Origin of the sequence: Trichocoleus sp. AS-A1, from assembly GCF_039962015.1 — a bacterium.
Classification (GTDB): domain Bacteria; phylum Cyanobacteriota; class Cyanobacteriia; order Cyanobacteriales; family FACHB-T130; genus FACHB-T130.
Genome location: NZ_JAMPKG010000040.1, coordinates 15,734 through 40,474, shown reverse-complemented (window position 1 = coordinate 40,474; position 24,741 = coordinate 15,734). Strand labels below are relative to the sequence as shown.

General features: G+C 49.1%; 16 protein-coding genes. 14 read left to right on the top strand and 2 right to left on the bottom strand.

The genetic code is table 11. The features are described 5' to 3' along the window. The first annotated feature begins 177 nt into the window (after positions 1-177). From NC994_RS23250 to NC994_RS23220, 7 genes are all read left to right on the top strand, one after another. Complete coding sequence (locus tag NC994_RS23250) at positions 178-3,069, top strand: PAS domain-containing protein (RefSeq protein WP_190439997.1); 2,892 nt, start codon at positions 178-180, stop codon at positions 3,067-3,069. Positions 3,070-3,129: 60 nt separating this feature from the next. Further along, on the top strand, positions 3,130-3,558 hold the full coding sequence (locus NC994_RS23245; RefSeq protein WP_190413616.1) for a response regulator: 429 nt from the start codon (positions 3,130-3,132) through the stop codon (positions 3,556-3,558). Positions 3,559-3,685: 127 nt separating this feature from the next. Then, the gene (locus tag NC994_RS23240; RefSeq protein ID WP_190427568.1) at positions 3,686-6,382 is read left to right on the top strand and encodes an ATP-binding protein; all 2,697 of its coding nucleotides are present in this window, start codon (positions 3,686-3,688) and stop codon (positions 6,380-6,382) included. Between the two features lie 270 nt (positions 6,383-6,652). Further along, a complete protein-coding gene (locus NC994_RS23235) occupies positions 6,653-8,317 on the top strand; it encodes a chemotaxis protein CheB (RefSeq protein WP_190439984.1) in 1,665 nt (554 codons plus the stop codon). Between the two features lie 461 nt (positions 8,318-8,778). Beyond that, on the top strand, positions 8,779-10,638 hold the full coding sequence (locus tag NC994_RS23230; RefSeq protein ID WP_190427575.1) for a CheR family methyltransferase: 1,860 nt from the start codon (positions 8,779-8,781) through the stop codon (positions 10,636-10,638). Beyond that, complete coding sequence (locus NC994_RS23225; protein WP_190439981.1) at positions 10,635-11,549, top strand: PAS domain S-box protein; 915 nt, start codon at positions 10,635-10,637, stop codon at positions 11,547-11,549. Before NC994_RS23230 ends, NC994_RS23225 begins: the two co-directional genes overlap by 4 nt. 579 nt (positions 11,550-12,128) lie before the next feature. After that, positions 12,129-13,487 carry an ATP-binding protein gene (locus NC994_RS23220; RefSeq protein ID WP_190439979.1) on the top strand — a complete coding sequence of 453 codons (1,359 nt, stop codon included), beginning with the start codon at positions 12,129-12,131 and terminating at the stop codon, positions 13,485-13,487. A 156-nt stretch (positions 13,488-13,643) separates the two neighbouring features. Here the strand turns inward: NC994_RS23220 and NC994_RS23215 are convergent, their stop codons facing one another. After that, positions 13,644-14,924, bottom strand: a complete 1,281-nt coding sequence (locus NC994_RS23215) for a sugar ABC transporter substrate-binding protein (RefSeq protein WP_190439977.1) — start codon at positions 14,922-14,924, stop codon at positions 13,644-13,646. Between the two features lie 229 nt (positions 14,925-15,153). Between NC994_RS23215 and NC994_RS23210 the strand changes: the two genes are divergently transcribed. The 7 genes from NC994_RS23210 (at position 15,154) to NC994_RS23180 (ending at position 23,988) form a co-directional block, all read left to right on the top strand. Continuing rightward, positions 15,154-16,257 carry a type IV pilus biogenesis protein PilM gene (locus NC994_RS23210; RefSeq protein ID WP_190413781.1) on the top strand — a complete coding sequence of 368 codons (1,104 nt, stop codon included), beginning with the start codon at positions 15,154-15,156 and terminating at the stop codon, positions 16,255-16,257. Between the two features lie 4 nt (positions 16,258-16,261). Then, the gene (locus NC994_RS23205; RefSeq protein ID WP_190413631.1) at positions 16,262-17,062 is read left to right on the top strand and encodes a PilN domain-containing protein; all 801 of its coding nucleotides are present in this window, start codon (positions 16,262-16,264) and stop codon (positions 17,060-17,062) included. Beyond that, positions 17,059-17,850, top strand: coding sequence for a hypothetical protein (locus NC994_RS23200; protein WP_190439974.1), 792 nt, complete (start codon positions 17,059-17,061; stop codon positions 17,848-17,850). The genes NC994_RS23205 and NC994_RS23200 overlap by 4 nt, the downstream gene beginning before the upstream one ends. A 78-nt stretch (positions 17,851-17,928) precedes the next feature. After that, positions 17,929-20,637, top strand: coding sequence for a type IV pilus secretin family protein (locus tag NC994_RS23195; protein WP_190439971.1), 2,709 nt, complete (start codon positions 17,929-17,931; stop codon positions 20,635-20,637). Positions 20,638-21,013: 376 nt separating this feature from the next. Then, positions 21,014-21,295, top strand: a complete 282-nt coding sequence (locus tag NC994_RS23190; protein WP_190413637.1) for an HU family DNA-binding protein — start codon at positions 21,014-21,016, stop codon at positions 21,293-21,295. A 26-nt stretch (positions 21,296-21,321) separates the two neighbouring features. After that, positions 21,322-22,398: a threonine-phosphate decarboxylase CobD gene (gene cobD / locus NC994_RS23185; RefSeq protein ID WP_190439969.1), complete on the top strand. Its 1,077-nt coding sequence runs from the start codon at positions 21,322-21,324 to the stop codon at positions 22,396-22,398. A 90-nt stretch (positions 22,399-22,488) separates the two neighbouring features. Further along, complete coding sequence (locus NC994_RS23180) at positions 22,489-23,988, top strand: NAD(P)/FAD-dependent oxidoreductase (protein ID WP_190439966.1); 1,500 nt, start codon at positions 22,489-22,491, stop codon at positions 23,986-23,988. Between the two features lie 24 nt (positions 23,989-24,012). On the opposite strand, the gene thyX is transcribed toward NC994_RS23180, so the two are convergent. After that, on the bottom strand, positions 24,013-24,735 hold the full coding sequence (thyX, locus tag NC994_RS23175) for an FAD-dependent thymidylate synthase (RefSeq protein WP_190439963.1): 723 nt from the start codon (positions 24,733-24,735) through the stop codon (positions 24,013-24,015). Positions 24,736-24,741 lie beyond the last annotated feature (6 nt).

Genomic DNA, 24,741 nt, shown 5'->3' with positions numbered 1-24,741 from the left:
CCTCGCTCCGAAGACACGCGATCGCAACTCCAACTCAATTGCGCGGACTTTCTGGAGCGAGTTCTATAATACTGGATGCAATCCGACTGAACACAGCGGAAAACCCTAGGCAATCGATCACCTTCCTAGTGGTTGATGCCTGAGAAAGTGGTTTTATGGCAATTTGTGTTTAGAAGGATGAAACTTTTGCCAGGGGTAGGCTTCCAGGTAATGCGTTACGGTATCGCTCTATTAGCGGTGACACTAGCACTGCTAATTAAACTGATTCTAAACATTCTAACTGGTGGAAAAGAAACTCCTTTTCTAATACTTTTTGCTGCCATATTGGTGGGCATCTGGTATGGTGGCACGAAACTCGGTCTGTGGAGCGCTGTTTTAGCGGCTTTCGCCAATGTAAAAAAGTACCCAGAGGCGGGAAGCCCAAGCGAAAATTCCGTTTTGGAAAAGAGGCTGAGTAGTGCTGTTAGCAATTATCCTCAGATGTCTCTAAAAACGCCAGACCGAAGCCGCGATCGCTCCTGGGAGGAAATGCTCAGCGATCGCGGCTTCTTACAGCCAACTCCAACGGCATCGGGAGATGAACTGCAAAAACTCAACTTCCATCTAGAAAACTCACCCTTAGCACTCATCGAGTGGGACAGCAACTTTCGAGTGGCGAGGTGGTCGCGGGAAGCTGAAGCGCTCTTCGGATGGGGAAGCGCCGAAGTAACGGGTAAACATCCTCAGGAATGGCAATTTATCTACCCTGAAGATGTAGCAGCAGTCAATGATGAGATCGGACGGTTGCTCAAAGGCAGCGAAGGGCGCAGCGTGTCCCAAAACCGTAACTATACAAAAGATGGCTCGATTGTCTACTGCGAGTGGTACAACTCTGCTTTGCTAGATGAATCGGGTCGCTTGATGTCAGTGTTATCTTTGGTTCTGGATGTTACCAGTCGGCAGCAAACGCAAGCAGCGCTACATACGAGCGAGGAGCGACTGCGATTGTCCCTGGAGGCAGGACGGATGGGGATCTGGGACTGGAATATCCTCACCGGGGAGCTGACGTGGTCAGAGACTCTAGAACGCATGCACGGTTTACTTCCCGGAACTTTTGCCGGTACGTTTGCCGCCTTCCTAGAAGTCGTGCATCCAGAGGATCGGGATTCCTTGAAAAAGGCGATCGCTCAGTCAGTCGAGCAGAAGACTGATTTTGAGCTTGAATTTCGCATCGTTTGGCCTGACAGTAGCATCCACTGGATCTCTGGAAAAGGTCAGGTTTTGTGCGACGAAACCGGCAAGGCAGTACGCACGATTGGGGTGGGTACGGACATCAGCGAAAGCCATCGGCACGCTACGCTACGCCAGCGAATTAACGAACAACAGCACTTTTTGGGTGAAGCGACGACCCTCCTGACTAGCTCCCTTGACTATCAAACTACCTTAGAAACCCTGGCTCATCTAGCAGTTCCTCAGCTAGCTGACTGGTGTTCTATCGATATGCTCGACGAAAATCAAACAATTCGCCGACTGGCAGTTGTCCATCAAGACCCATCGAAGGTCGATTGGGCTTACCAATTGCAGGAGCGCTACCCGCCCGATCCCGATGAAGCTTATGGCCTCCCCAACGTTTTACGCACGGGTCAGGCGGAGTTATACGCGGAGATTCCCGACTCCCTCCTGGTAGAGGCGGCTCGCGATCCCGAACACCTAGAAATCTTGAGACAGATAGGCTTTACATCGGCAATGGTGGTGCCCCTGGTAGCTCGCGGACGCACCTTGGGGGCAATTACCTTTACCTCAGCCGAGTCGGGGCGTCGCTACGGTCAAGCTGACCTGACCTTTGCCTGCGAACTTGCCCGTCGCGCCGCTTTAGCTGTTGACAACGCGGGTCTGTTTAAAACGCTGCAACAAGAACTCGCAGAGCGTCAGCGAACGGAGGCGGCATTGCGGGAAAGCGAAGAACGCTTCCGCACGATGGCAGATAGTGCCCCCGTCTTGTTATGGGTGGCAGATCGGGATGGGCGATGTCATTTCTTCAATCAGCGTTGGCTGAGCTTCCGAGGGCGAACCTTGGAGGAAGAACTCGACAAAGGTTGGGCAGAAGGCGTGCATCCAGAGGATTTGCCGCGCTGTTTGGATACTTATCGGGCGGCTTCTCATGTCCAAAAAAATTTCCAAATGGAGTACCGTCTGTTGCGGGCAGATGGGCAGTATCGCTGGGTTTTAGATACCGGAACGCCACGATTTTTGGCGGATGGAAGTTTTGCGGGTTATATTGGCTCGTGTATTGACATTACTGAGCGAAAATTTGCCGAAGAAGCTTTGCGCGATCGCGCGGCGGAATTAGCCCGTCTGAGTAACATCCTCACCAAAACTAACGCCGCTTTAGAAAAACGCAACGCCGAACTCGACCACTTCGCTTATATTGTTTCCCACGATCTCAAGGCACCTCTAAGAGCGATCGCTAACCTCTCCACTTGGATTGAAGAAGACCTACTCGACTTTCTAAATCCGGAAACCCAGCAGAATATGAATTTACTGCGGGGGCGCGTTCATCGGATGGAAGCTCTAATCAACGGTCTTTTGCAGTATTCTCGTGTGGGGCGGGTCAAGACCTTTGTAGATATTGTGGACGTTGACACCTTACTGGCAGAAGTTATCAACACGCTTGCACCTCCACCCACGTTCGCTATCACCATCCAGCCCGGAATGCCTACCTTCCACACCGAGCGCTTGCCCTTAGAACAAGTGTTTGCAAATCTGCTCAGCAATTGCTTCAAACACCACCCTCGGTTGGATGGAAGCGCGACTATATCAGTACAAGATAAAGAAACATTCTATGAATTTGCCGTGGCAGATGATGGGTGTGGGATCGCTCCGGAATATCATGAAAAAATTTTTGTCATGTTTCAAACTCTAGAGGCACGAGATAAGGTAGAAAACACCGGCGTGGGACTCGCCATCGTTAAGAAAATCATCGAAAACAAAGGAGGAACCATTCGCCTGGAATCTCAAGTCAATCAAGGGTCAACTTTCTACTTTACCTGGCCCAAACAACCCAGTAGTAACAATCCGCTTTTTGTCTAGATATGGATATCACTAATAAAAAAATGAATAAAAAAATAATAATCAATAGTTTTTTAAATCATGGTAGATAAGATGACAAACCTTTTGCTAGTTGATGACGACGAAGTTGATGTGATGACCGTAAAACGGGCATTCAAAAAAAATAATATTCAAAATCCCTTCTATGTTGCCAATAACGGGCTAGAAGCACTAGCTATGTTGCGGGGGACTGACGATTCAACAAAGGTTCCGCGAGAGCGGCGGCTGGTCTTACTCGACTTGAATATGCCCAAAATGGGTGGAATTGAATTTTTGCGTGAATTGCGGGCAGACCCAGAACTCAAAGCAATTCCAGTGATTGTACTAACGACTTCCAATGAAGATAAAGACAAGGTGGAAGCCTACAATCTCAATGTAGCGGGTTATATTGTCAAACCCGTAACATTTGCTAAATTCGTGGAGGTAGTGGCAACGCTCAATCAATATTGGATGCTCAGTGAAATGCCCTAATTTTGGAGAATGGGTAATGGATTGTAAGAGTGATGAGTGATGAGTGATGAATTACAAGAAAATTCTTTAATTCAAAACTTAAAATTTAAAACTCAAAGCTTTTTACGAATTCCGTCCTTGAATGGTTATGGAAGAAAAGTTAAAAATCCTGGTAGTCGATGATGATGAAGTAGACCGGATGGCGGTTCGCCGGTCGCTCAAAACGGCTGGCGTGCAAATGGAATTAGTAGAAACCAGCGACTGCCAAGGAGCGATCGCTACTTTACACAGCGACCATTTTGACTGTGTCTTCCTCGACTATCGCTTGCCTGACGGGGATGGACTCACCCTCGTTCAAAATATCCGCTCGTCTGGTTTTAAAATCCCCTTGGTCGTCTTGACGGGTCAGGGAGACGAACAAACTGCCGTCGAACTGATGAAAGCCGGAGCATCCGACTATATTTCTAAAGGCAAAGTTTCTCCAGAAAGTCTCTCTCGCAGCCTGCACAATGCGCTTCGCCTCTATCGAGCGGAAAGACAGGCATCAGAAGCCAACCAATTACTCAAAGAAAGCGAAGAACGCTATCGGTTTGTTCTAGAGGGATCGAACGACGGAATTTGGGACTGGGATATCACCACCAACACCGTTTATTGGAATGACCGCTGTTTTGAAATCAGCGGCTTGTCCCGTGAAGAATTTGTCGGCAATTACCAGGCATTGTGCCAACTTTTGCATCCAGAAGATCGATACCGCATCGTCCAGAGCATCCGCGATCACCTGGAGCATCAAGTTGAATGTAATGTGGAATTTAAGCTGTTGCACGCTTCTGGGCATTATCGTTACTGCATTGCCAGAGGCAAAGCGCAGCGAGATGGGAACGGCAAGCCTTTCCGAATGTCTGGAATTATTAGCGATATTACAGAGCGCAAGCGGGCATTAGAAAACCAGCGATTTCTGGCAGAAGCGAGTGCTGTCCTTTCAGCTTCTCTAGATTACAAAACAACCCTCGAGAATCTGGCTCAATTGGCAGTGCCCCACTTAGCCGACGTGTGCATAGTAGATATTCTGGCAGCCGACGGCTCAATTCATCGGATGGGGACGGCTTATGCAAACCCCTCTCCAGAGAAGTTGGTGCAAGAGGTGCTGCATCTGTTCCCCCCCGACCCGGATGGAGAACACCCCGCAAGCATTGTATTACGCACGGGCAAACCAAAATTTGCCGTTGAAATTGACGACGAAATGCTCGTAGCTGCGACCCGCAATGCCGAACATCTGCAAATCGTTCGGGAGCTGGGCTTTCAGTCTTACATGGTGGTGCCCCTGTTAGTGCGCGATCGCACGTTGGGGGCAATTTCCTTGGTGTCCACTCAAGAGAAACGCCGCTACGATGCGATGGACTTGGCTCTGGCAGAGGAACTTGCCCGTCGCGCTGCCTTATCGGTCGAAAATGGAAAATTATACCGGGAAGCGCAAGCGGCGACCGAGAACTTACGCAAGGCGATCATCATTCTGGGCGAACAACAGCAACAACTCCGGACACTCCAGCAGCTGACAAATTTACTAAACCAGCGCCTGAGTGACTTACCCGGTTTGTTACGGGTGATGGTTCAAGCGGTTTGCGATGCGATCGCGGGTGCCCAGTTTTGCTTTATCATGCTGCAAAACCCCCAGTGCAATCGCCTGGTCTTAACGGTGACGGCGGGAATCGGTACGGAAAAATTGCGCCTGGAAGATGGTTTTAGTTCGGGGGAAGGATTGCTTTCTCAGGTATTTTTGACTGGGATTTCTCAGCTTATCGAAGGGGAACAAGCCGCTTTCCTCCACTCGACATCCGACACCGTAAAGCCCTCAGAGTTGCCAGCTTCACTTTATGTGGTGGCGATTGAGTCCGCGCAAGCGGGACGGTTGGGCGTGCTGGCAATCGGTAATTGGGAAAATTCTCATGCGTTTGACGAAGAAGACCGATATCTGCTGGCGGCGGTGGGAGAACAAGCCGCGATCGCGATTAATAATGCCCGTCTGATCAATGCTTTAGAAGAACGAGAGGAACGCTTAGCTTTACAAAACGAAATCCTGGCTCAGCAAAACAAGGAACTCGAAAATCTTTCCACGCAAATTCAACTTCAGAATCTGCAATTGATGGAAGCAGCGCGGTTGAAATCGCAGTTTCTCGCCACCATGTCCCACGAACTGCGGACGCCGATGAATGCCGTGATCGGCTTTTCTCAACTGCTGTTGCGCCAGCGGCAAAATCAGCTTAGCCCGCAACAATTGGACATGGTAGATCGCATCCTCAGCAATGGGAAACACCTGCTAACGCTGATTAATGACATCCTTGACCTCTCAAAAATTGAAGCCGGAAGATTGGAACTCAAACTGGAAGAATTTAATCTGCCAGTGCTAGTGAGAACAACCGCAGAAGAATTGCGATCGCTTGCTTCAGAAAAGCATTTGGAGCTGCAAGTTGAGGCAAATTTACAAAACCCTCAGATATTGAATGATAGCGCTCGGCTGCGGCAGATTTTGGTAAATCTTCTCTCCAATGCGATTAAATTCACTGACACCGGAAGCGTGTGCATCAAAGTACAAGAAATTTCCCCGGATCAAGTGTTACTTAGCGTTCAAGATACCGGAATTGGAATTGCTGAGGAAAACTTAAAGCATATTTTTGAAGAATTTCGGCAAGTCGATCAGTCCCTCGCCAAAAAATATCCGGGTACGGGTTTAGGGCTTGCCATCACTCACTCATTAGTGCAATTAATGCATGGAAAAATATCAGTGGAAAGTCATTTAGGTCACGGATCTACCTTCAATGTAAAATTTCCCCGCCGAGTCAGTATTTAGCTTGTTTTCATCGAATCAGTTGTGTCGAGGCAGTTCTCAATCAAGGGTGCCCTACACCCTCACAATTCAAATAGAATTGCTCTACACTCAGTAAGCGCTTTCATGCCGAGGATTGATGACGAGTGACAGATGTTAGCCTAAAGTAACCAATACAGGATCTCGAAGCGTCTGCGGCGATGATTCAGCTACTTGTTCGATTGAAAAGAGTTTTGAGAATTCGGTCTTCGCTTGATTGGGTAATTTAATTCATCCGCTGCATTGAGAAAATAAATGTCTGGTCACGATATTATCGTCCTCGGTGCCTCTGCCGGTGGGGTAGAAGCGCTGACTCAACTGGTCAAGGCTTTGCCGCCGGATTTGCCAGCTGCAATCTTTGTCGTCATACACTTCCCTGCCCACAGCACCAGCGCCATGCCAAGTATCCTGAATCGCTGCGGCTCTTTGAAAGCATCTCATCCCAAGGACGGCGAGGCGATTCAACATGGGCGGATTTATGTGGCACCCCCCAATTACCATTTATTAGTTAAACGCGGATACATCCACCTGGCTCGTGGTCCTAAGGAGAACGGTCACAGACCCGCCATCGATCCCCTATTTCGCACGGCAGCCCAGTTCTATGGACGGCGAGTGGTGGGTGTGGTGCTATCGGGCAATCTTGACGACGGGACGGCGGGACTCGCAGCGGTGAAGCAGCGAGGCGGTGTCGCAGTGGTTCAAGATCCCAACGACGCCTTGTTTCCCGGAATGCCCCGTAGCGCTATCGAGAACGTAGAAGTCGATTATATTTTGCCTTTGTCAGCGATCGCTCCTACCCTGGTAAGCTTGGCTCAAGAGTCAGTGGCAGCCGAGGAAAAAGAGCCTGTAACTGATGAGATGGAAATGGAATCCGAGAGCGCAGAATTAGATATGGCTTCCATATACAAAGATGACAGACCCGGAACGCCCTCCGGCTTCGGCTGTCCAGATTGCGGGGGTGCCCTGTGGGAACTGCACGACAGTCAGTTGCTTCGGTTCCGCTGCCGCACGGGTCACGCCTATTCCGTCGAGACTCTGCTGGCAGAGCAATCTGAGGCACTAGAGACGGCACTGTGGAATGCGTTTAGGGCACTCGAAGAACGTGCCGCTTTGTCCCGTCGGATGCATCAAGGGGCACGCGATCGCAACCAAACTCGGTCAGCCAAACGCTTTGAAGAACAGGCGCACGAAGCTCAGCAAAACGCTACCATCATCCGGCAACTGCTTTTAAATGGCAATGGGGACAAAGAGAAAGATACCGAGGTACACCCGGAAAATGGGAAGCAGGTAGAAAAGGAGAATTGGAGAAAAGCAGGAGCAAACCCAGAAACCGAAGAAAATTCTCACCCTTTGATTACCTTTCCCATCGTGGCAGTGGCAGCGTCTGCCGGTGGGATAAAAGCCATCACCGAATTGATTTCTGGCTTGCCAAAAGACTTTCCGGCAGCGATCGCCATCGTCCAGCACCTAGACCCCAAACATCCCAGCCTACTCGCAGAAATCCTGAATCGTCGCACGTCTCTACCCGTCAAGCAGGCAGAAGCAAGAGAGCAAATGCGTCCGGGGACAATCTATATCGCGCCGCCGAATCATCACCTGCTGATCGACCCTGACGCCACTCTCTCCCTCACCCAGACGAAACTGGTGCATTTTGTCCGTCCCTCCGCTGATCTACTCTTTGAATCAATCGCGGCGAGTTTTAAAGAACGAGCGATCGCGGTTGTCCTCACCGGGACGGGTAAGGATGGTGCAACCGGCATCAGAGCGATTAAACAAATGGGCGGAATCGCGATCGCGCAAGATCGGGAATCTTCGCAGTATTTTGGGATGCCGGGAGCCGCAATTGAAACTGGAGCAGTCGATTGGATACTCCCCTTAAATGAAATTGCTGCTACTTTGGTGAATCTGGTAAATAGCTAATTGCAAATGGCAAATTGTTGCCACTAAATCCAATCATTTATAGATAAAATTGGCTAATAAAAATAGGGCAAAAAGCTAGCGATTTACCACGAATCGCTAATCAAACTGTGAGCAATCAATGTAACTTTGTTGAAGACTGGGAATCGGAAATCCTCAGTAGTCATTAAGTCCTCAGCTTGCTGCGATTGACAACTAACCTTTCTACCACTCCCAAAGCGTGAGATTTAATTACGCTAATATACTAAATTGATGTTGTGTAAAAAAATATTCGATTAAGCGAGTAGCTATTATAGTCATTTTCGATCGGGTAAGATATACAGAGAAAACCTAAGCGCTAACCCTCTTCCCAACGCGGTTGTGGGCGGACAATTCAAAGCCTCTCTCAGATTCTTCTAGAGGAATGGAAGCGAGGTCAAAACCGTATTGCACTTATGGAAAACTGGTATAACTAACAACTACTTATGGATCGCTCAATCCTCAACCCTGAATTTGAAGCGCTGCTAGAGTATCTTAAAGGCAGCCGTGGCTTTGATTTTACTGGCTACAAACGTTCCTCTCTGATGCGTCGCGTCCTGAAAAGGATGCAGATAGTAGGACTGGAAAGCTACAACGATTATATGGATTACCTAGAAGTATATCCAGAAGAATTTATTCACCTGTTTAACACGTTGTTGATTAATGTAACTGCCTTCTTCCGCGATCGCTCAGCCTGGGATTACATTATTGAAGAAATCGTTCCCACCATTGCCGCCCGCAAACAAATCAACGAACCGATCCGCATCTGGAGTGCTGGCTGTGCCTCTGGAGAAGAAGCTTATACTATCGCGATGGCGTTCGCTGAAGCGCTGGGAGTGGAACAGTTCAAAGAACGGGTGAAAATTTATGCCACCGAGTTAGACGAGGAAGCCCTCAATCTAGCCCGCCAAGCGACCTATTCAGCGAAGGATGTCGCGGATCTGGCTCCGGAAATGGTAGAGAAGTACTTCGAGGAATGCGCTCGCGGCTATAACTTTCGCAAGGCTCTGCGTCGCTCGGTGATTTTTGGGCGTCACAACTTGACGATTGATGCTCCCATCTCCCGCATTGACTTACTGGTGTGTCGCAACACTTTGATGTATTTCAATGCCGAAACTCAATCTAAAATCCTCTCCCGCTTTCACTTTGCCCTGAATGACAGTGGCTTTATCTTTTTAGGGAAGGCGGAGATGTTGCTCAGCCACAGCCACACTTTCACACCTGTGGATTTGAAGCGGCGTATCTTTACCAAAGCCCATAAAATAGGAATACGCGAACGGTTGTTGCTTATGGCTCAGTCTGGCAGCGAGGAGGCAGTGAACAATCTAGCCACTCATGTCCGCATTCGGGAAGTCGCCTTCGACAGCAGTCCGACATCCCAAATAGTGATAGATGTCAATGGCTTTTTAGTGCTGGTGAACGAACGTGCTAGGGCAATGTTTCCCTTGAGTCCGAAGGATCTGGGTCGCCCCTTGCAAGATTTAGAAATTTCTTATCGTCCCCTGGAATTACGCTCTTGTATCGATCAAGCCTATGCGGAGCGCCGACAGATTACTGTCAGGGATGTGCCGTGGCAAACCCCGAAAGGCGAAACGATTACTCTAGACGTGCTGGTGGTACCGCTCGTAGAGGTATCCAACAATCTTTTAGGCGTCAGTATTTCCTTCATTGATGTCAGCCGCTACAAACGGCTACAGGACGATTTGCAACAATCCAACCAAGAACTGGAAATGGCTTATGAGGAACTCCAGTCTACGAATGAAGAGTTGGAAACGACGAACGAGGAACTCCAATCCTCTAACGAAGAGTTAGAGACGACAAATGAGGAACTCCAATCCTCTAACGAAGAGCTAGAAACCATGAACGAAGAGCTACAATCCACGAATGAGGAATTGCAGGCTCTTAACGATGAAATGCACCGCCGCAGCGAAGAACTCAACGACGCAAACGCCTTTTTAGAGTCGATTTTAGGCACTCTTCGGGGCGGCATCGTCGTAGTCGGGCGAGATATGCATATCCAGCGTTGGGATCGCAAAGCTGAGGAGTTGTGGGGACTGGGAAGCGATGAAATCCAAGGACAACACTTTCTAAATTTAGATATTGGCTTGCCAGTAGAGCAACTCAAACAGCCGATTCGCAACTGTCTAGCTGGGGAGAACGATTTACAAGAAATTATCCTCAATGCCACTAACCGACGCGGCAAGGCAATTGAGTGTAAAGTCTCTTGTAAACCTTTGTTAGGGAAGGAGGGAGAAATTCGAGAAGTGCTTTTATTCATGGAGGAGCAAGAAGGAGTTCCTGAATGAATGAGGACAAGTTTTCCCAGCAGATAATCCTTCTACAACAACACTTGGCAATCCTGCACAAATATTTATTAGCCATTGATTCATCGCCCCTACAGGCATTACTCTTGCAGCAAATCGTGTTGGCGACGGCAGCGTTTGAGGACTTTTGCTTCGTCTTGGAAGACTTGCTGGTGGCGCACGAGGAGCTATCTCAATCCAACGAGCGTTTGGCAGCGATGGAGAGCGATCGCCAAGACATGAACCAATCTCGACAGTTCCAGGTGCAATACTCTAAACAGAGGCTACAACTTCTCAATGAGCAACTGCAAGCGACTGTCGAAGCATTAGCCAAGAGCGATCGCGCCTTAGAAAATAAAAACCACGACTGGCTTGTCGTCAACGAAAACCTGCAAAGCGCGATCGCCCAAATTAAGACCACTGCTGATAGCTTAGAGGCGCGTAACGAAGATTTACAAATAAAATCAGAACAATTAGATACAAGTAACGAAGAGCTACGCCTAACAACAGAAAAACTGCGGCTGTCCAGCAACCAGGTTAACCAAGCCAACGCCTTTCTAAAGTCTATTTTTACCAGCCTACCGGGTGGCATTGCCGTATTAAACCAACAACTGAACATCCAAATCTGGAATCCTCAAGCTGAAGATTTGTGGGGACTACGAACCGATGAAGTCCAGGGACAGCCCTTTCTAAATTTAAAGATTGGCTTGCCGGTAGAGCAGCTTAGACAGCCGATTCAAAGCTGTTTAACCGGGGACTTGGAATACCACGAAGAAACACTAGATGCTATCAACCGGCGTGGGAGGACAATTCAGTGTAAAGTCACCTGTATGCCTCTATTTATTTTAAAAAAAGATATTCAGGGAGTGATTGTATTAATGCAAGAATTGCACAGCGCTATGCCAATATTATAAAAATCTCAAAGCTACAGTCTGTCTTGGAATATCTTTTCTAAGTATGTGTAAAAAATCGACCCTACTGGTATAAAACTAACCGCTTTCTAAACCTCGATCCGACAAGATAAAAAAAAGTTAAAGTTAGCCGCTTTCTCCCTAAAAAAAGCTAAAATATTTTATCTTTTTCTTCTTCTAACCAGGCAACGCTTACCGTGAAGTGGGCAGAAGGCTGGGGGATCGGGTTTGTTTGGTTTCGAGAAGGAACGGAAAGGTATGTGCATAAAGCTCTGGTTACGGCTTATGGATTTCACCTAACTTATCAGCCTTAAAGAGGATTTACACATAAATTTCTTACAGTTAACTCAAAGTATGTACATAGTGTCTTTACTAAGATTTTGCACACCTTGTGTGTTACGGGAATTTATTCATTAAAGTTAAGTTCAACGGCACTTGCTGCCAAAAGCTAAAAACTTTGTGTGATTTGTCTAGTTGCTTAGGGCGCTTACAGCTAATCTGATTTCCAAATTGCTCAAAAAGCAAAATGGGTGATTCAAGAGCTTAACAAAAGTTTAAAAAAAGATAGTAATCAAGAATTTCATGACTTTTCACCTAAAAGGAGAGCGGTTTACCGAGAAAATAGAGACGGCACGCCAACGCGCAGCGGCGTTACAGCAGCGTGTCACCGAATCGCCTCAGCAACAGCCAGAGCTGCTAGCGGGATCGCTGGAAGAATTAAAAACCGCTTTGGAAGAATTACACGTAGCCGAAGAAGAACTGCGCCAGCAGAATGAGGAGTTGTTAGGGGCGAGGGGAGCATTGGAATCGGAACGCCAGCGCTACCTAGACCTATTCGAGTTTGCTCCAGACGGCTACCTGGTAACAGATGCGGCTGGAACGATTCGGGAAGCCAACCGCGCCGCCGCTGAGCTTCTCGGTATCTTGCCCACTTACCTAGTGGGCAAACCGCTAATCATATTTGTGCCTGAAGAAGCTCGTCGAGCCTTTCGTTCCCAACTGACTCAGGTGCCAAAATTAGGCTTAGTTCAGGAGTGGGAGGTGCGACTAAAATCGCGTCAAGGCAAACTCTTTAATGCTGCGCTGACTGTCGCCAGCGTCCCAGATAAGCAAGGTAAGGGGTCTTCCCTGCGCTGGATGCTACGTGATATCACCGCCCGCAAGCAAGCGGAGGAGAAAATTCGCTATTATCATTTACAAAATTTGCGCCTTCAAGAAGAAGTCCGGCTGAAGTCGCAGTTTTTGGCGCTGATGTCCCACGAACTGCGGACTCCGATGAATGCGATTCTAGGCTTTTCGCAATTGCTGATGCGCCAAGCTCAGCATCAGCTGGGCCAAAGCCAAATACATATGCTGGAGCGCATTTTTAATAGTGGCAAACACCTACTCAAACTGATTGAGGATATTCTGGACTTCTCTAAGCTAGAGGCGGGAAAGCTGGAATTAAATTTGGAAGAATTTGACTTAGTCGAGCTAGTCACGCAAACGGTGGAAGAACTCCAGAGCTTGGCTCAGCAGAAGCACCTGGAAGTGCATATTCACGTTAGTCTTGATAATCCTTGTGTTGTGAATGACAGTAATCGCGTGCGGCAGGTGTTGGTTAATCTTCTTTCCAACGCGATTAAGTTTACCGATTCGGGTAGCATTACTGTGGATGCTTGCGAACCGACACCCGGCCAAATTGCGATCGCTGTCAAAGATACGGGCATTGGGATCGAGGAGTCGGAAGTCCAGGAAATTTTTCAAGAATTTCGACAACTCAGTCAAAGCCTGACGCGCACTCATGGGGGTACGGGTTTAGGACTTGCCATTACTGACCGATTGGTTCGCATGATGGATGGGAAAATACAGGTGGAAAGTCAGCCGGGAGAGGGTTCAACTTTCCGCCTAGAGTTGCCCCGTGAAGTCACATCAAGCTCTAATACTGCTGTAATCGTGTGATAACTCCCCATCTAGAGAAAAAAGTGCCTCTCCAAACCTCTCCCCAAACCCCTCTCCGTTTTGGAGAGGGGTTTTGAATATTTCTCTTGAATATTGCTCCCCATCCCTACTAGGGATGGGGTTGGGGGTTAGGTCTGGCAGCTTTAGCGTGAATCCCTAGCGTTGATTCCACGCTAAAGCTGCATCTCCAACTGCTTTGTCTACCGTCTTTTCCCCTAACATTGCTGCTTGCAAATTCTCATAAATTGCCTTCTGCAACTTGTTGAGATCCTTCATCGCCGGGACTAAAACCTCTGCCGATGTCAATTGGCTGGCACTAATGACGCGAGCTTGTTCTACTGGCGACACCTTCGGATTACTGGCTATCTGGCTTTGGTACTCTTGCACTGCCTGAACTGTAGACGGCAACACGTTCGCCGCCTTAGCAAAAGCCAGCTGATTTTGATCGTTGGTGACAAATAAAGCAAATTTGAGGGCGTCATCCGGATTTGGAGTGTCGCGGGGAATCACCAGATTCATCACCGCTACATTCTTTTTACCCGTTTCGCCGGTAATCTGGGGTGCCGCAGCGGAGGCTTGCGCGATCGCTGGGGCGTTCTTCTCAATCGTCGCCATAAACTCTGCGCCCGTTGCTAGCACCGCCGTCTCACCTGCTTGGTACAGTTCAACTGCACGTCGATGCCCTTGTGTCAATACCTCCTGGGGCAACAGCTTCTTCTGGTAAAGGTCTACCCAATACTGAAACGCCGCTTTCCCTGCGGGTGTATTAAAAGCCGCCTCTCCATTGGCATCCACCAATTGAACCCCCATCTGCACCATCGATTCCAGCACCTCAGCCGAATCTTCTGGAACTAGGGTTGCAAAAAACGCATACTTGCCAGTTTTTTCCTTAATTTGTTGAGCAACTTGTGCCAGTTCGGCATAAGTCGCCGGAGGTTTGCTTACCCCAGCGGCTTTAAACAAATCCTGGTTGTAAATCGTCACCCGCGTCGTTAAATACCAGGGAAGGCCAAAACTTTGGTCGCTGAGCGTGCTAGCCTTCCATATATTAGGTAGATATTGCTGACGCACCGCCTGGGGAACTTTAGTATCTAAATTCAACCAAGCATTGCGCGACGCCAACTGAGAGGCAAAGTCCGGATTGAGGTTCGCGACATCGGGTGCTGTTTTTGCCGAAACCGCCGTCAGGATTTTGCTTTCCATCGCACTCCAGGGTACATCCACCCAGCGGACTTTGACGCCGGTATTTTCGGCTTCAAAGTTGGCAATCAGTTTGTTGAAATACTCAGTAAACTGCGGTTGCAGCTGCATCGTCCAGAACTCAATTTCCCCTTTTCCGGATGGGGCAGATCCAGGGCTACAGCTGATAACCCAGCTGAAAATGAACCCTAATAGGGTACAGATGCCCAATCGTCTCCAGGTTTTCCTACGGATCATGTAAATTGCAATTCCACTTTCAGAGCTAGCAGTAACCCAGCTAGCAGTAACTCATCCTACCTGATGAGGTATATCTAATGGTACGGAATCTATCAGGGTGTATTTTTGTCTCTACCGATGTGTTTGTCAGCTAGATTGGGTACCATGAATCTGTCTCTATTTCCCTATACGCAATCTCTCTTACCTAACTAAACTTTCTATGGCTGCTCCCCTCAGCAAACCTAAAGATATGTTCACCCGATTTAAAGGATTATTATCGAAACGTACCAAAGGAATTGGTATAGAAATTGCCCCTGAACGAATTAATATTGCTCAGCTACGCAAGCAGGGGCAAGGATTCAAATTAACAATGCTGTCCTCGAAAGAAGTTCCGGAAGGGGTTTTTCAAGAAGGCAAGATTATCGATGCCCCAGCTTTAGCAGAACTGATTAAGGAAGCGATCGCTGAAAGTAAGATAAAAGTCCAGAACGTCGCCACTGCCGTATCGGGTCGCGAAGCCGTGGTGCGCGTTATCCCAGTGCCTGCGGAACTTGATGACAAAGAGTTGCGGGAAATGGTGTTGGATCACGAAGCCGGTCTCTACTTGCCTTTTCCACGGGAGGAAGCAGATGTAGACTACCAGAAGCTGGGATTTTTCACCGATGAGGATGGAATTGAGAAGGTGCAGGTGCTGCTAGTTGCCACCCGCAAGGATGTGACAGATACCTATATCGAAACCTTCCGGGAAGCTGGATTAAAAATCGATGTATTAGAGATTAGCAGTTTTTCTCTGATTCGGACGATTCGAGAGCAGTTGCGGCAATTTGGTCCTCAAGAAGCTGCCGTTTTGGTAGATATTGAGTTCGACAGCACCGAGATTGCCATCATCGTAGATGGGGTGCCACAATTCTCGCGCACCGTGCCGATTGGGACATATCAACTACAGAGTGCCCTCAATCGGGCGATGAATTTACCGACATCGAGAAACACTGAAATCCTGCAAGGGATGACAATTCCCAACACCCCCGTCGATAATGTCCGCACAGGTGCAACAGGGATCAATCCCGGTATGGCGGCTTTGGTTAGAGTATTGGGAGAGCTTGCCGACGAACTGCGTCGTTCTATCGATTTTTATCTAAATCAGAGCGAAAATTTAGAAGTGGCGCAGCTGCTACTCGCTGGGCCAGGAGGAGGAATTGGACAACTGGATGAATTCTTCACGCAACGGTTGAGCTTGCCAACGACACAAGTAGACCCAGTTGCGGCCCTTTCCTTGGAGGTGATAGAGGAAATTTCACCAGTGCAAAGACCGGGATTGGGAGTCGTATTGGGATTAGGACTACGAGAGGTTTAAAGCGATGTATAGCCTAGATATTAATTTTCTTAAGGATCGCCCGGACATCATCCGCCGCGATGTCCCCGGTGCCAAAGCTCCCTCTGGGAATAAAAACATGACGCCGCTGTTGGCGGGATTGGCAGTCGGTCTGCTGTTGCCAGCAGGAGTTGGGGCGTTGTGGTTGTTGCTGCAAAACCAAACCGAACAATTGACCGCCAAAAAAGCTCAATTGGAACAGCGGCTCAATGAAGGCAAAGCCAAAGAGCAGCAAATTCAAGCAATCAACAACGAAACTCAGGCAGTGAAAGGAGAAACGCAGGCACTCGCCAGCGTGTTCAATCAATTGGCTCCGTGGTCAGCGATTTTGCAGGATATACGCGATCGCGTCCCACCCGGTCTACAAATTACCAGCATTGAACAAACCGCTCCAGATCCAGCCACCGCCGCAGCAGCCCCTAGCCCCACTGCTGCCGCTGCCCCTCCGAGTTCTAACGTGTCAATCAAAGGGTACGCTCGCTCCTTTGATGAAGTGAACGACTTTTTGCTAACGCTACAGCGATCTAAGTTATTCGATAGCGAAGATACCCAAATTGTGGCGGCTGAGTTGAAAGACAATCAAACTCAGGTGCAACAGCCCCAGGATCAAGGAAATTCCAACGCTAGAGTAGAAATTAAATTGCCAAAAGTGGTGGAATACACCATTAAAACGAGCCTGAGCGATGCCCCGGCTTCCCAGTTACTTAGAGAGTGGGAGCGCAAAGGTGCAGTGGGATTAGCGACTCGGCTTAGAAACCTTCAGAACACAGGAGCGCTGCAAAAATGACGGTAAGTCAAGACTTTATACCATCCGATGAAGGCCAAGATGAAGCTGCCTATCCCAGTGCCTTTGGTATTACTTTCACGCCAACAGTTAGCGGTGCCTTGCTGGCAGTGTTGGGTTTAGCAGGAGCAGCTTATTTGGTCGCTAACCTGTTGTTGCCTGCGTGGACTTCTTATCAACAACTGCAAACTGATGTAGAAAACACCGAGCAGCAAATTCAACAACAGGCACAACTCCAGCAAAAAATTGATGCGGCGAAAGTAAACCTAGGCAAGGCAAAACAGCAAAGAGCTGCTGTCCTTTCCATGTTTGGTAGCTCCAAAACCCTGGATACCTTAATGCTGGATATCAATCGTTTTGTTAAGGCAAGACAGGGTAAATTGACCAAGTATGAGCCAAGAAGAAACGATGCCGCTGATGCTAGCAGTAGTGACATTATTACTGATGGATCTTTAGGGCCGGAAGTCAATGGTAAGCTCAAACGTAAGGTATACAATGTAAGCTTTGAAGGCGACTACGGACAAACCCAATCGATTCTGAGAAGTCTAGAGCGACTCCAGCAACTGCTAGTAGTAAAAGACTTGAAATCAGATTTAAAGGACGCGGCGACCAGTCAGAAAATTACGGTAAACCGGCAGGGTCAAATTGTCCCCACTGGCAAACCAAAAGAGCGAACCTTGATTAATACCTCTTTTAGGTTAGAGGTGCTGCTGCCATTATCGGAGCAGGAAGCGAAAGAGGCGGCGGCAGCAGCAGCGGCAGCAGCAGCGGCAGCTCAACCACCCCAGTAGGAGACAGCAAGTAGGTGTCGAGAATTCGACCTGAAAGCTGTTCAGGTGCAAAAATTGCTTTTGTGTGAGGAGGAAACGGTGAAACAGCTATCAATATTGGGTGGAATCTTGCTCGGTTCAGCACTGGTTCTACCCGGAACACAACGGGTCTTAGCAGCTGCCACGCAAGTAACCGCTGTGCAACTCAATCCCACGGATAACGGTGTTGAAGTGATGCTAAAGACATCTGAGGGCGATCGCTCCGGCAAGGACACTGTCCTACGCCCTCAGATGTTCACACTCAGCCGTGGCAATGAGTTAACGGCAGATGTGCTGAATGCCCGACTGAGCTTACCTGAGGGAGACAGCTTCCGTCAGGAAAATCCGGCTCCTGGCATTGAGTCAATCGTCGTGAGCCAGCGGGAGGACAATAGTGTCCGAGTAACAGTCAGCGCAGCTAACAGCAAACCGACCGGGCAGATTAGCCAGAACAAGGAAGGGGGAATCACCTTAAACGTTAACTCTGTTGCACCGCCGACGCTCTCCTCCCAGGCACCTGTTAATTCTTCTCCTACTGCACCTGCACCCACGGCACAGACGCCACCGACTCCAACCCGACTCGCTCAAACGCCAGTTCCGGGCGGTGTATTCCCCCAAACGGCACCCGGTCAAAGCCCTCAGGTTCCAGCACCCAGTGGCATAACCCCCGCGCCCGGTCTACCAGAGGTTCAGCCTCAACCAGTCATCAACCCGCCAAACCCAGATGTTCTGGTACCAAACCCGCGCATTACGATTGATGGAGTTCCGGCTCCAGCGGCGGGGACAGTGCAACCCGTCAGTCCGGCACCGCCTTTCTTGCCGAGAGCGATCGCGCCCCCAGTCGGCGATATTACTACCTCCAACACCAATGCTGCCCCCGCTGTCATCGATCTCGGTACAGCTGAGCGCGTACCCCGCTTAGTGTTGCGGGATGCTCCCGTCCGAGAAGTTTTAGGACTGCTTGCCCGTTCTGCGGGTCTCAACCTTGCCTTTACGGGAGGCGCGGCAGCAGGCGGGACTCCGGGGCAACCAGCAGCCGCTCCTGGCCCAGGTGGTGCTACCGAGGGGGGACCTACGATTTCCCTAGATATCGAAAATGAGCCAGTTCAAGATGTCTTCAACTACGTCCTTCAGCTGAGCGGTTTAGAAGCCAACCGAGTTGGACGAACAATTTTTGTGGGTGCCAGACTGCCTGACGATGCTCGAAATATCATCACGCGCAGCCTGCGACTCAATCAAGTCCCTGTGACGGCAGCAGCGAACTTCTTGACGACCCAAGGGGCAGAGACGCAAATCCCTACAGAGCAAATTCAAATTCAGACCATTGGAGAGGGAGCCGCCGCTCGAACCGTAGAAATTAGAACGCCAAGCATTTTAGCACTGAGAGCTACTGAGGGAAATGCCCCCTTACTACTCAAAGGGTTAGCAGTATCAGCCGACGAGCGACTCAATGCCATCACCCTGGTTGGCTCTCCTCGCAAAGTTGAAATTGCGACAAACCTCTTGACCCAGCTAGATGCCCGCCGTCGCCAGGTTGCGGTGAATGTCAAGGTCGTTGATGTCAACCTATTGAACACCAAAGACTTTAATACTAGCTTCTCCTTCGGGATCGGGGACAGTTTCTTCAACGTTGACCGAGGAGCCGCAGTCTTTAATTATGGCGGTGTCAGACCACCTACGGCGGCGCAAACGGCTGGCAGTCAGGTTTCTCCAACAGTCATCCCGAACCCCTTTGCAGGTGGAAATACCTTCCTAGATTTCAACAACGCCGTACCTGTTCCAGGAACTGGATCAGGCACCAGAAGCGTGATTATCAATCCGGGGAATAATCCTGCTGTGACTGTTAACGAGACGCCAGGAGCGCCTTTATTATTTCCTCAACCTAGCGCGGGAGTTTCAGGAAACCCGTTCCGAGCAGGTATCACAGACTTTACACGGGGAACGCCAAACGAAAGTACTGTCACGACAACTCCTGGTACAGCAGGAACTCCTGCTGTATTCATTCCTGCTCCTGCTGGTTCTCCCCCAGGAACCCCTGGGACAATTATTCCTGCTACTCCTGGTACTCCTGCTACTACTACTGCTACCTTCACAGCGGGAACGCTGGGAACAGTTACTACAGCTCTTCCTAGCTTCTTCCAATTCCCCAGCCGGTTTCTCTCGTCATTACAGGCTCAGATTCAAAGTGGCAACGCTAAGATTTTGACTGACCCGACTCTGGTTGTCCAGGAAGGACAATCGGCTACCGTCAATCTGACTCAAGAGGTTGTGGGTAATATTCGGCGGGAAACGGAAACAACTGAAAATACGACGAATACAACCGTCACCGCAGAAATTAAACAGGCAGGTTTAATCCTCAATATCAGAGTCGAGCGGATTGACGATAATGGTTTCGTCACTTTAGCGGTAAATCCCACCGTAACTGCGATTGGCGGTCAGCAAAATATAGTCGTTGGTGATGATGTCAACCAAATCGCTTTGCTGACGGTGCGTAACCTGAACTCTGGACAACTTCGCCTGCGAGATGGTCAGACACTAATTTTGTCGGGCATTATTCAAGATTCAGAGCGAACCACAGTATCCAAAGTGCCAATTTTGGGCGATATTCCTCTGCTGGGTGCCTTGTTTAGAAGTACCAACAAGGTAAATCAGCGACAAGAGGTAATCGTATTGCTGACGCCTCAGATTATCGATGACTCGTCGCGTGCCGCGTTTGGCTACAGCTACACCCCAGGACAAAATGCGCGTGAGATATTGGAGCGTAAGTAACAAAGCGTAAGTAACAAGTAGCGATCGCTTGAGCCTTCAGGAGACAAAACACAACTTCCCCCTGTTCGACTTCCGACAGGGGGAAGTTGTGCCGTAGACGGAGTTTTTGGCTAGGAAACTAGGCTGTGCAACTCTTAAAAAGTGCCCGTTGCCGAAAAATTAATCAAAAAAAACCTCAAATCTACATAACTTAAAGCTTTCGACGATCCATATCCAGCACGCAGACTTTAGAATAATGCAGTGAAACTTCGAGACAGCGAGAGTTTCAGCTTTTTTGAGGCTAAATTGCCCTCAAAGGCTCGTGTCTAAAGCCCCAAATAGGGACTTTAGAGCTAGTGATAATCACGCCCGTACAAACCATTTGGAGTGACTAAACATGAATAAAGGTGAATTGGTTGATGCAGTGGCAGACAAGGCTTCTGTCACTAAGAAGCAAGCAGATGCTGTTTTGACGGCTGCCTTGGAAGCTATCATGGAAGCTGTTTCTTCTGGCGATAAGGTGACTTTGGTGGGATTCGGCTCTTTTGAATCGCGGGAACGCAAAGCCCGCGAGGGTCGCAATCCTAAAACTGGGGACAAAATGGAAATCCCCGCAACGAAGGTTCCTGCATTTTCTGCGGGTAAGTTGTTTAAAGAAAAAGTTGCGCCCGAAGATTAACCACTTATCCAAAGCGGCAATCATTCTTGACTCGGCCTGTTCACGGGGGTAACTTAGCCTGGGCAGCTGCACTGGCAGGCTGTTCCCCCGACCTCATTGTTGATTTTTCTGCCAGTATTAACCCGTTGGGGCCTCCCCAGTCGGCACTCGCGGCGATTGGGGCACATCTAGAGCGCTTACGTGCCTATCCTGACCCAGATTATGCCGAGTTGCGGGTGTCTCTGGGTCAGCTGCACCAACTCCCGCCAGACTGGATTCTGCCTGGGAACGGCTCGGCAGAGTTACTAACCTGGGCAAGTTGGGATTTATCAGAACTGACGGGAACGTGTCTGGTGACACCAGCATTTGGCGATTACTGGCGGGCACTCCGGACGTTTAGCGCCAACGTACATGAGTGCCCGCTTCCCGATTTTCGAGCTTCGATTTTGGATTTAGAATTCCCAATCCAAAATCCAAAATCCAAAATCCAAAATCCCACTGGTCTACTAGTGAATAACCCGCACAATCCCACGGGTCAGATGTTTTTCAGAGAGACTCTGATCCCTTATCTGGAGAAATTTACGCTGGTGGTGATGGATGAAGCCTTTATGGATTTTCTGCCGCCTTCCCAGCAGCAAAGCCTAATTCCAGTGGTGCAAGACTACCCAAATTTGGTGATTCTGCGATCGCTCACTAAGTTCTACAGTCTGCCAGGGCTGCGCTTAGGTTATGCGATCGCTCACCCAGACCGCCTGCGGCGCTGGCAACAGTGGCGAGATCCTTGGCCTGTCAACACCTTAGCCGCAGCCGCTGGTGTCGCTGTGGTACAGGATACACAATTTCAACAGCAAACTTGGGATTGGTTGGAACCGGCAAAGTCCCACCTGTTCCAAGGTTTGGCGCAAATACCGGGATTGCAACCGCTACCGGGTGCTGCTAACTTTTTGCTGGTTGAGTCAGAACAACCCAGTTCGCAAGTACAGGAAAAACTCCTCAAGCAGAGTAAAATTCTGATCCGTGACTGCTTGAGCTTTCCAGAATTGGGCGATCGCTATTTCCGAGTCGCCGTGCGTTCCGAAGTTGATAACCAGCGCCTAATCGACGGTCTAGCAGCAATTTTGTAATGGCTAATCGCTAATGGCTAATTGTTCATTTTTCCGATTAGCCATTAGCAATCAACACATTAGCAATTAACAACTGACAAAGAACAAATCATGGCAGTTGAGTACGACTTAGTCGTAATAGGCGGCACGGAGGCAGGGCGTCATGCCGCAATTGCGGCTGCCAACCTGCAAGCCCGCGTCGCCTTAGTCGAACCCCAGCCGCCTCCTGAGGGACGCTGGCAATCGTCCTTACAGTTAGGGTCTCTCTATACCAAAGCTTTGACTCAGGTTAGGCGAGTGATTCACCCGCAAAGTGACTTCAATCGATTCGGTATTCCCTGGGATCTGGCTGATTCTACAGAACAGCAACCCGTTCCAGGGGTGCGATTGACTGAGGCAATCCAGTGGGCGGATGGCGTCGTCTCCACCTTAGAAGAACAACATTCCCCAGCGATTTTGGCTTCTTTGGGTGTTGATGTCATTGTTGGGGAAGGTGAATTTTGCCGTAAACCTTACCTCGCTTTTGTCGTCAATGGACGGAGATTGCGATCGCGTGCCTACCTGATTGCCACGGGTTCTCGTCCGGGGATTGCAGCAATTGACGGACTCGAAGCTACTGGCTATCGGACGCCGATAGATATTTGGCAGCAATCCCCCGAACAGATAGCTGTAGACGCATCTCCTCGCCTCTGCTGGGTGGTCATTGGCGGTGGCGCATCTGGCACCGAACTGGCACAGACTTTATCTCGATTGGGCGCTGATGTCACCCTAGTGGTACGCAGTTCCCACATTCTGCCGAAAGAAGACCCAGAGGCGGCGAGAGTGGTGCAAGCACAGCTAGACATTGAGGGTGTCCGCGTCCTGACTCAAACAGAAGTGACGCAAGTTAAACGAATTGACGACAAAAAGTGGGTTCTCGCTGGCAACAAAGCGATTGAAGCCGATGAAATTTTGCTATGTACTCGACCGCAACCAAATGTCACAGGTTTAAACTTGGAAGGTGTTGGCGTCAAGATGAATCGGCGTGGGATGGAGTTGAACGAGAAACTGCAAACAACGAACCCCCGTATCTACGCTTGTGGTGACGTTGCTGGGGGTTATCAAGCTGCCCACATCGCCCAGTACGAAGCCAGCATCGCCCTAAAAAATGCTTTGTTTGCACCCATTTTCAAAGTAGACTATCGCGGCATTCCTACAGGCGTTTTTTCTGAACCGATGCTGGCGCGGGTTGGCTTAACCGAGGCACAAGCGAGACGCCAGTACGGTAAAGATGTCTTAGTGTTGCGACAATATTTCAAGGCAGTAGCAGCAGCCCAGATATTAGGGGAAATCACGGGATTGTGTAAAATTCTGGTGCGTCGCAATGGAGAAATTCTGGGCGCAACGCTAGTGGGGATGGAAGCGGCTGAGTTAATGGGGGCGATCGCGCTGGCTATGCGACAGAAAATAAAAGTGGATGCTCTCAGTCAGCTGCCTACGATTTCCCCCACCTTATCAGAAATTATTCTGCAAACTGCTAACGAGTGGCACCGACAACGACTTCGGAAAAATACCCGATTGGAAGACTTCTTAGAAGGCTTTTTTAACTTCAGGCGGTCATGGTCTTCATAACCATATAAAGTTTATTTTGGCAAGCTATGGAGCTAATTTTGCCTTTTTTGCTCGGTTTTCCAAATACCATTGAGCGATCGCCGGAGTCCATTGTTCAAAATGAACCCAGAGCAACTCGCAAAACTTTTGCGCTTCAAGTTGAGCATCTTTTTTCCATCTCAAGTCTAAAAGATGCATGAGCGATCGCACATTACAACTCAGCACAAAATGCTGTCTGGCATCAAAAGGAATAATTCCTCTGGCGTGTTCTTCTGAAAGTCCTTCATCTATGCGTTTTTTATAATGTTTGCAGGCTTCTTCGCACCATTGCAAATCAGCCTGACGTTGTTCCTCCGAATACAAATAGCGTTTTCCTTGCCGGTTCGTATAGTTACCAACTGGACGTAAATAGAAAGCTTCTTCTATATCTAATTTGCCCTCTACAACATCAACAATTCTTTGCCCTGTATAACGGAAGGATTGTACATCAAAGCTCACGCCCACGCGATGAGTGCGGAGTTGCTGCATCATTGAATGCGGGAAATAACCCACATTAACAGTAATTTGAGGATGTTCTAGAGGGCCGTAATGTCCGCGATCGCCTGATAATAAATGTTTAATAATCAGTTCGCCGCTTCGCTCTTCATCAGGCCAGCGATCGCAACTATTCCAAACCAACTCTTCGGAGTAATCTTGATGCATTGCTGCCCAGATAACTTGTTGGGGATTCGGCGTGGCAGCAACTACCTCAACACGAAAGTATTTCACCTGAGT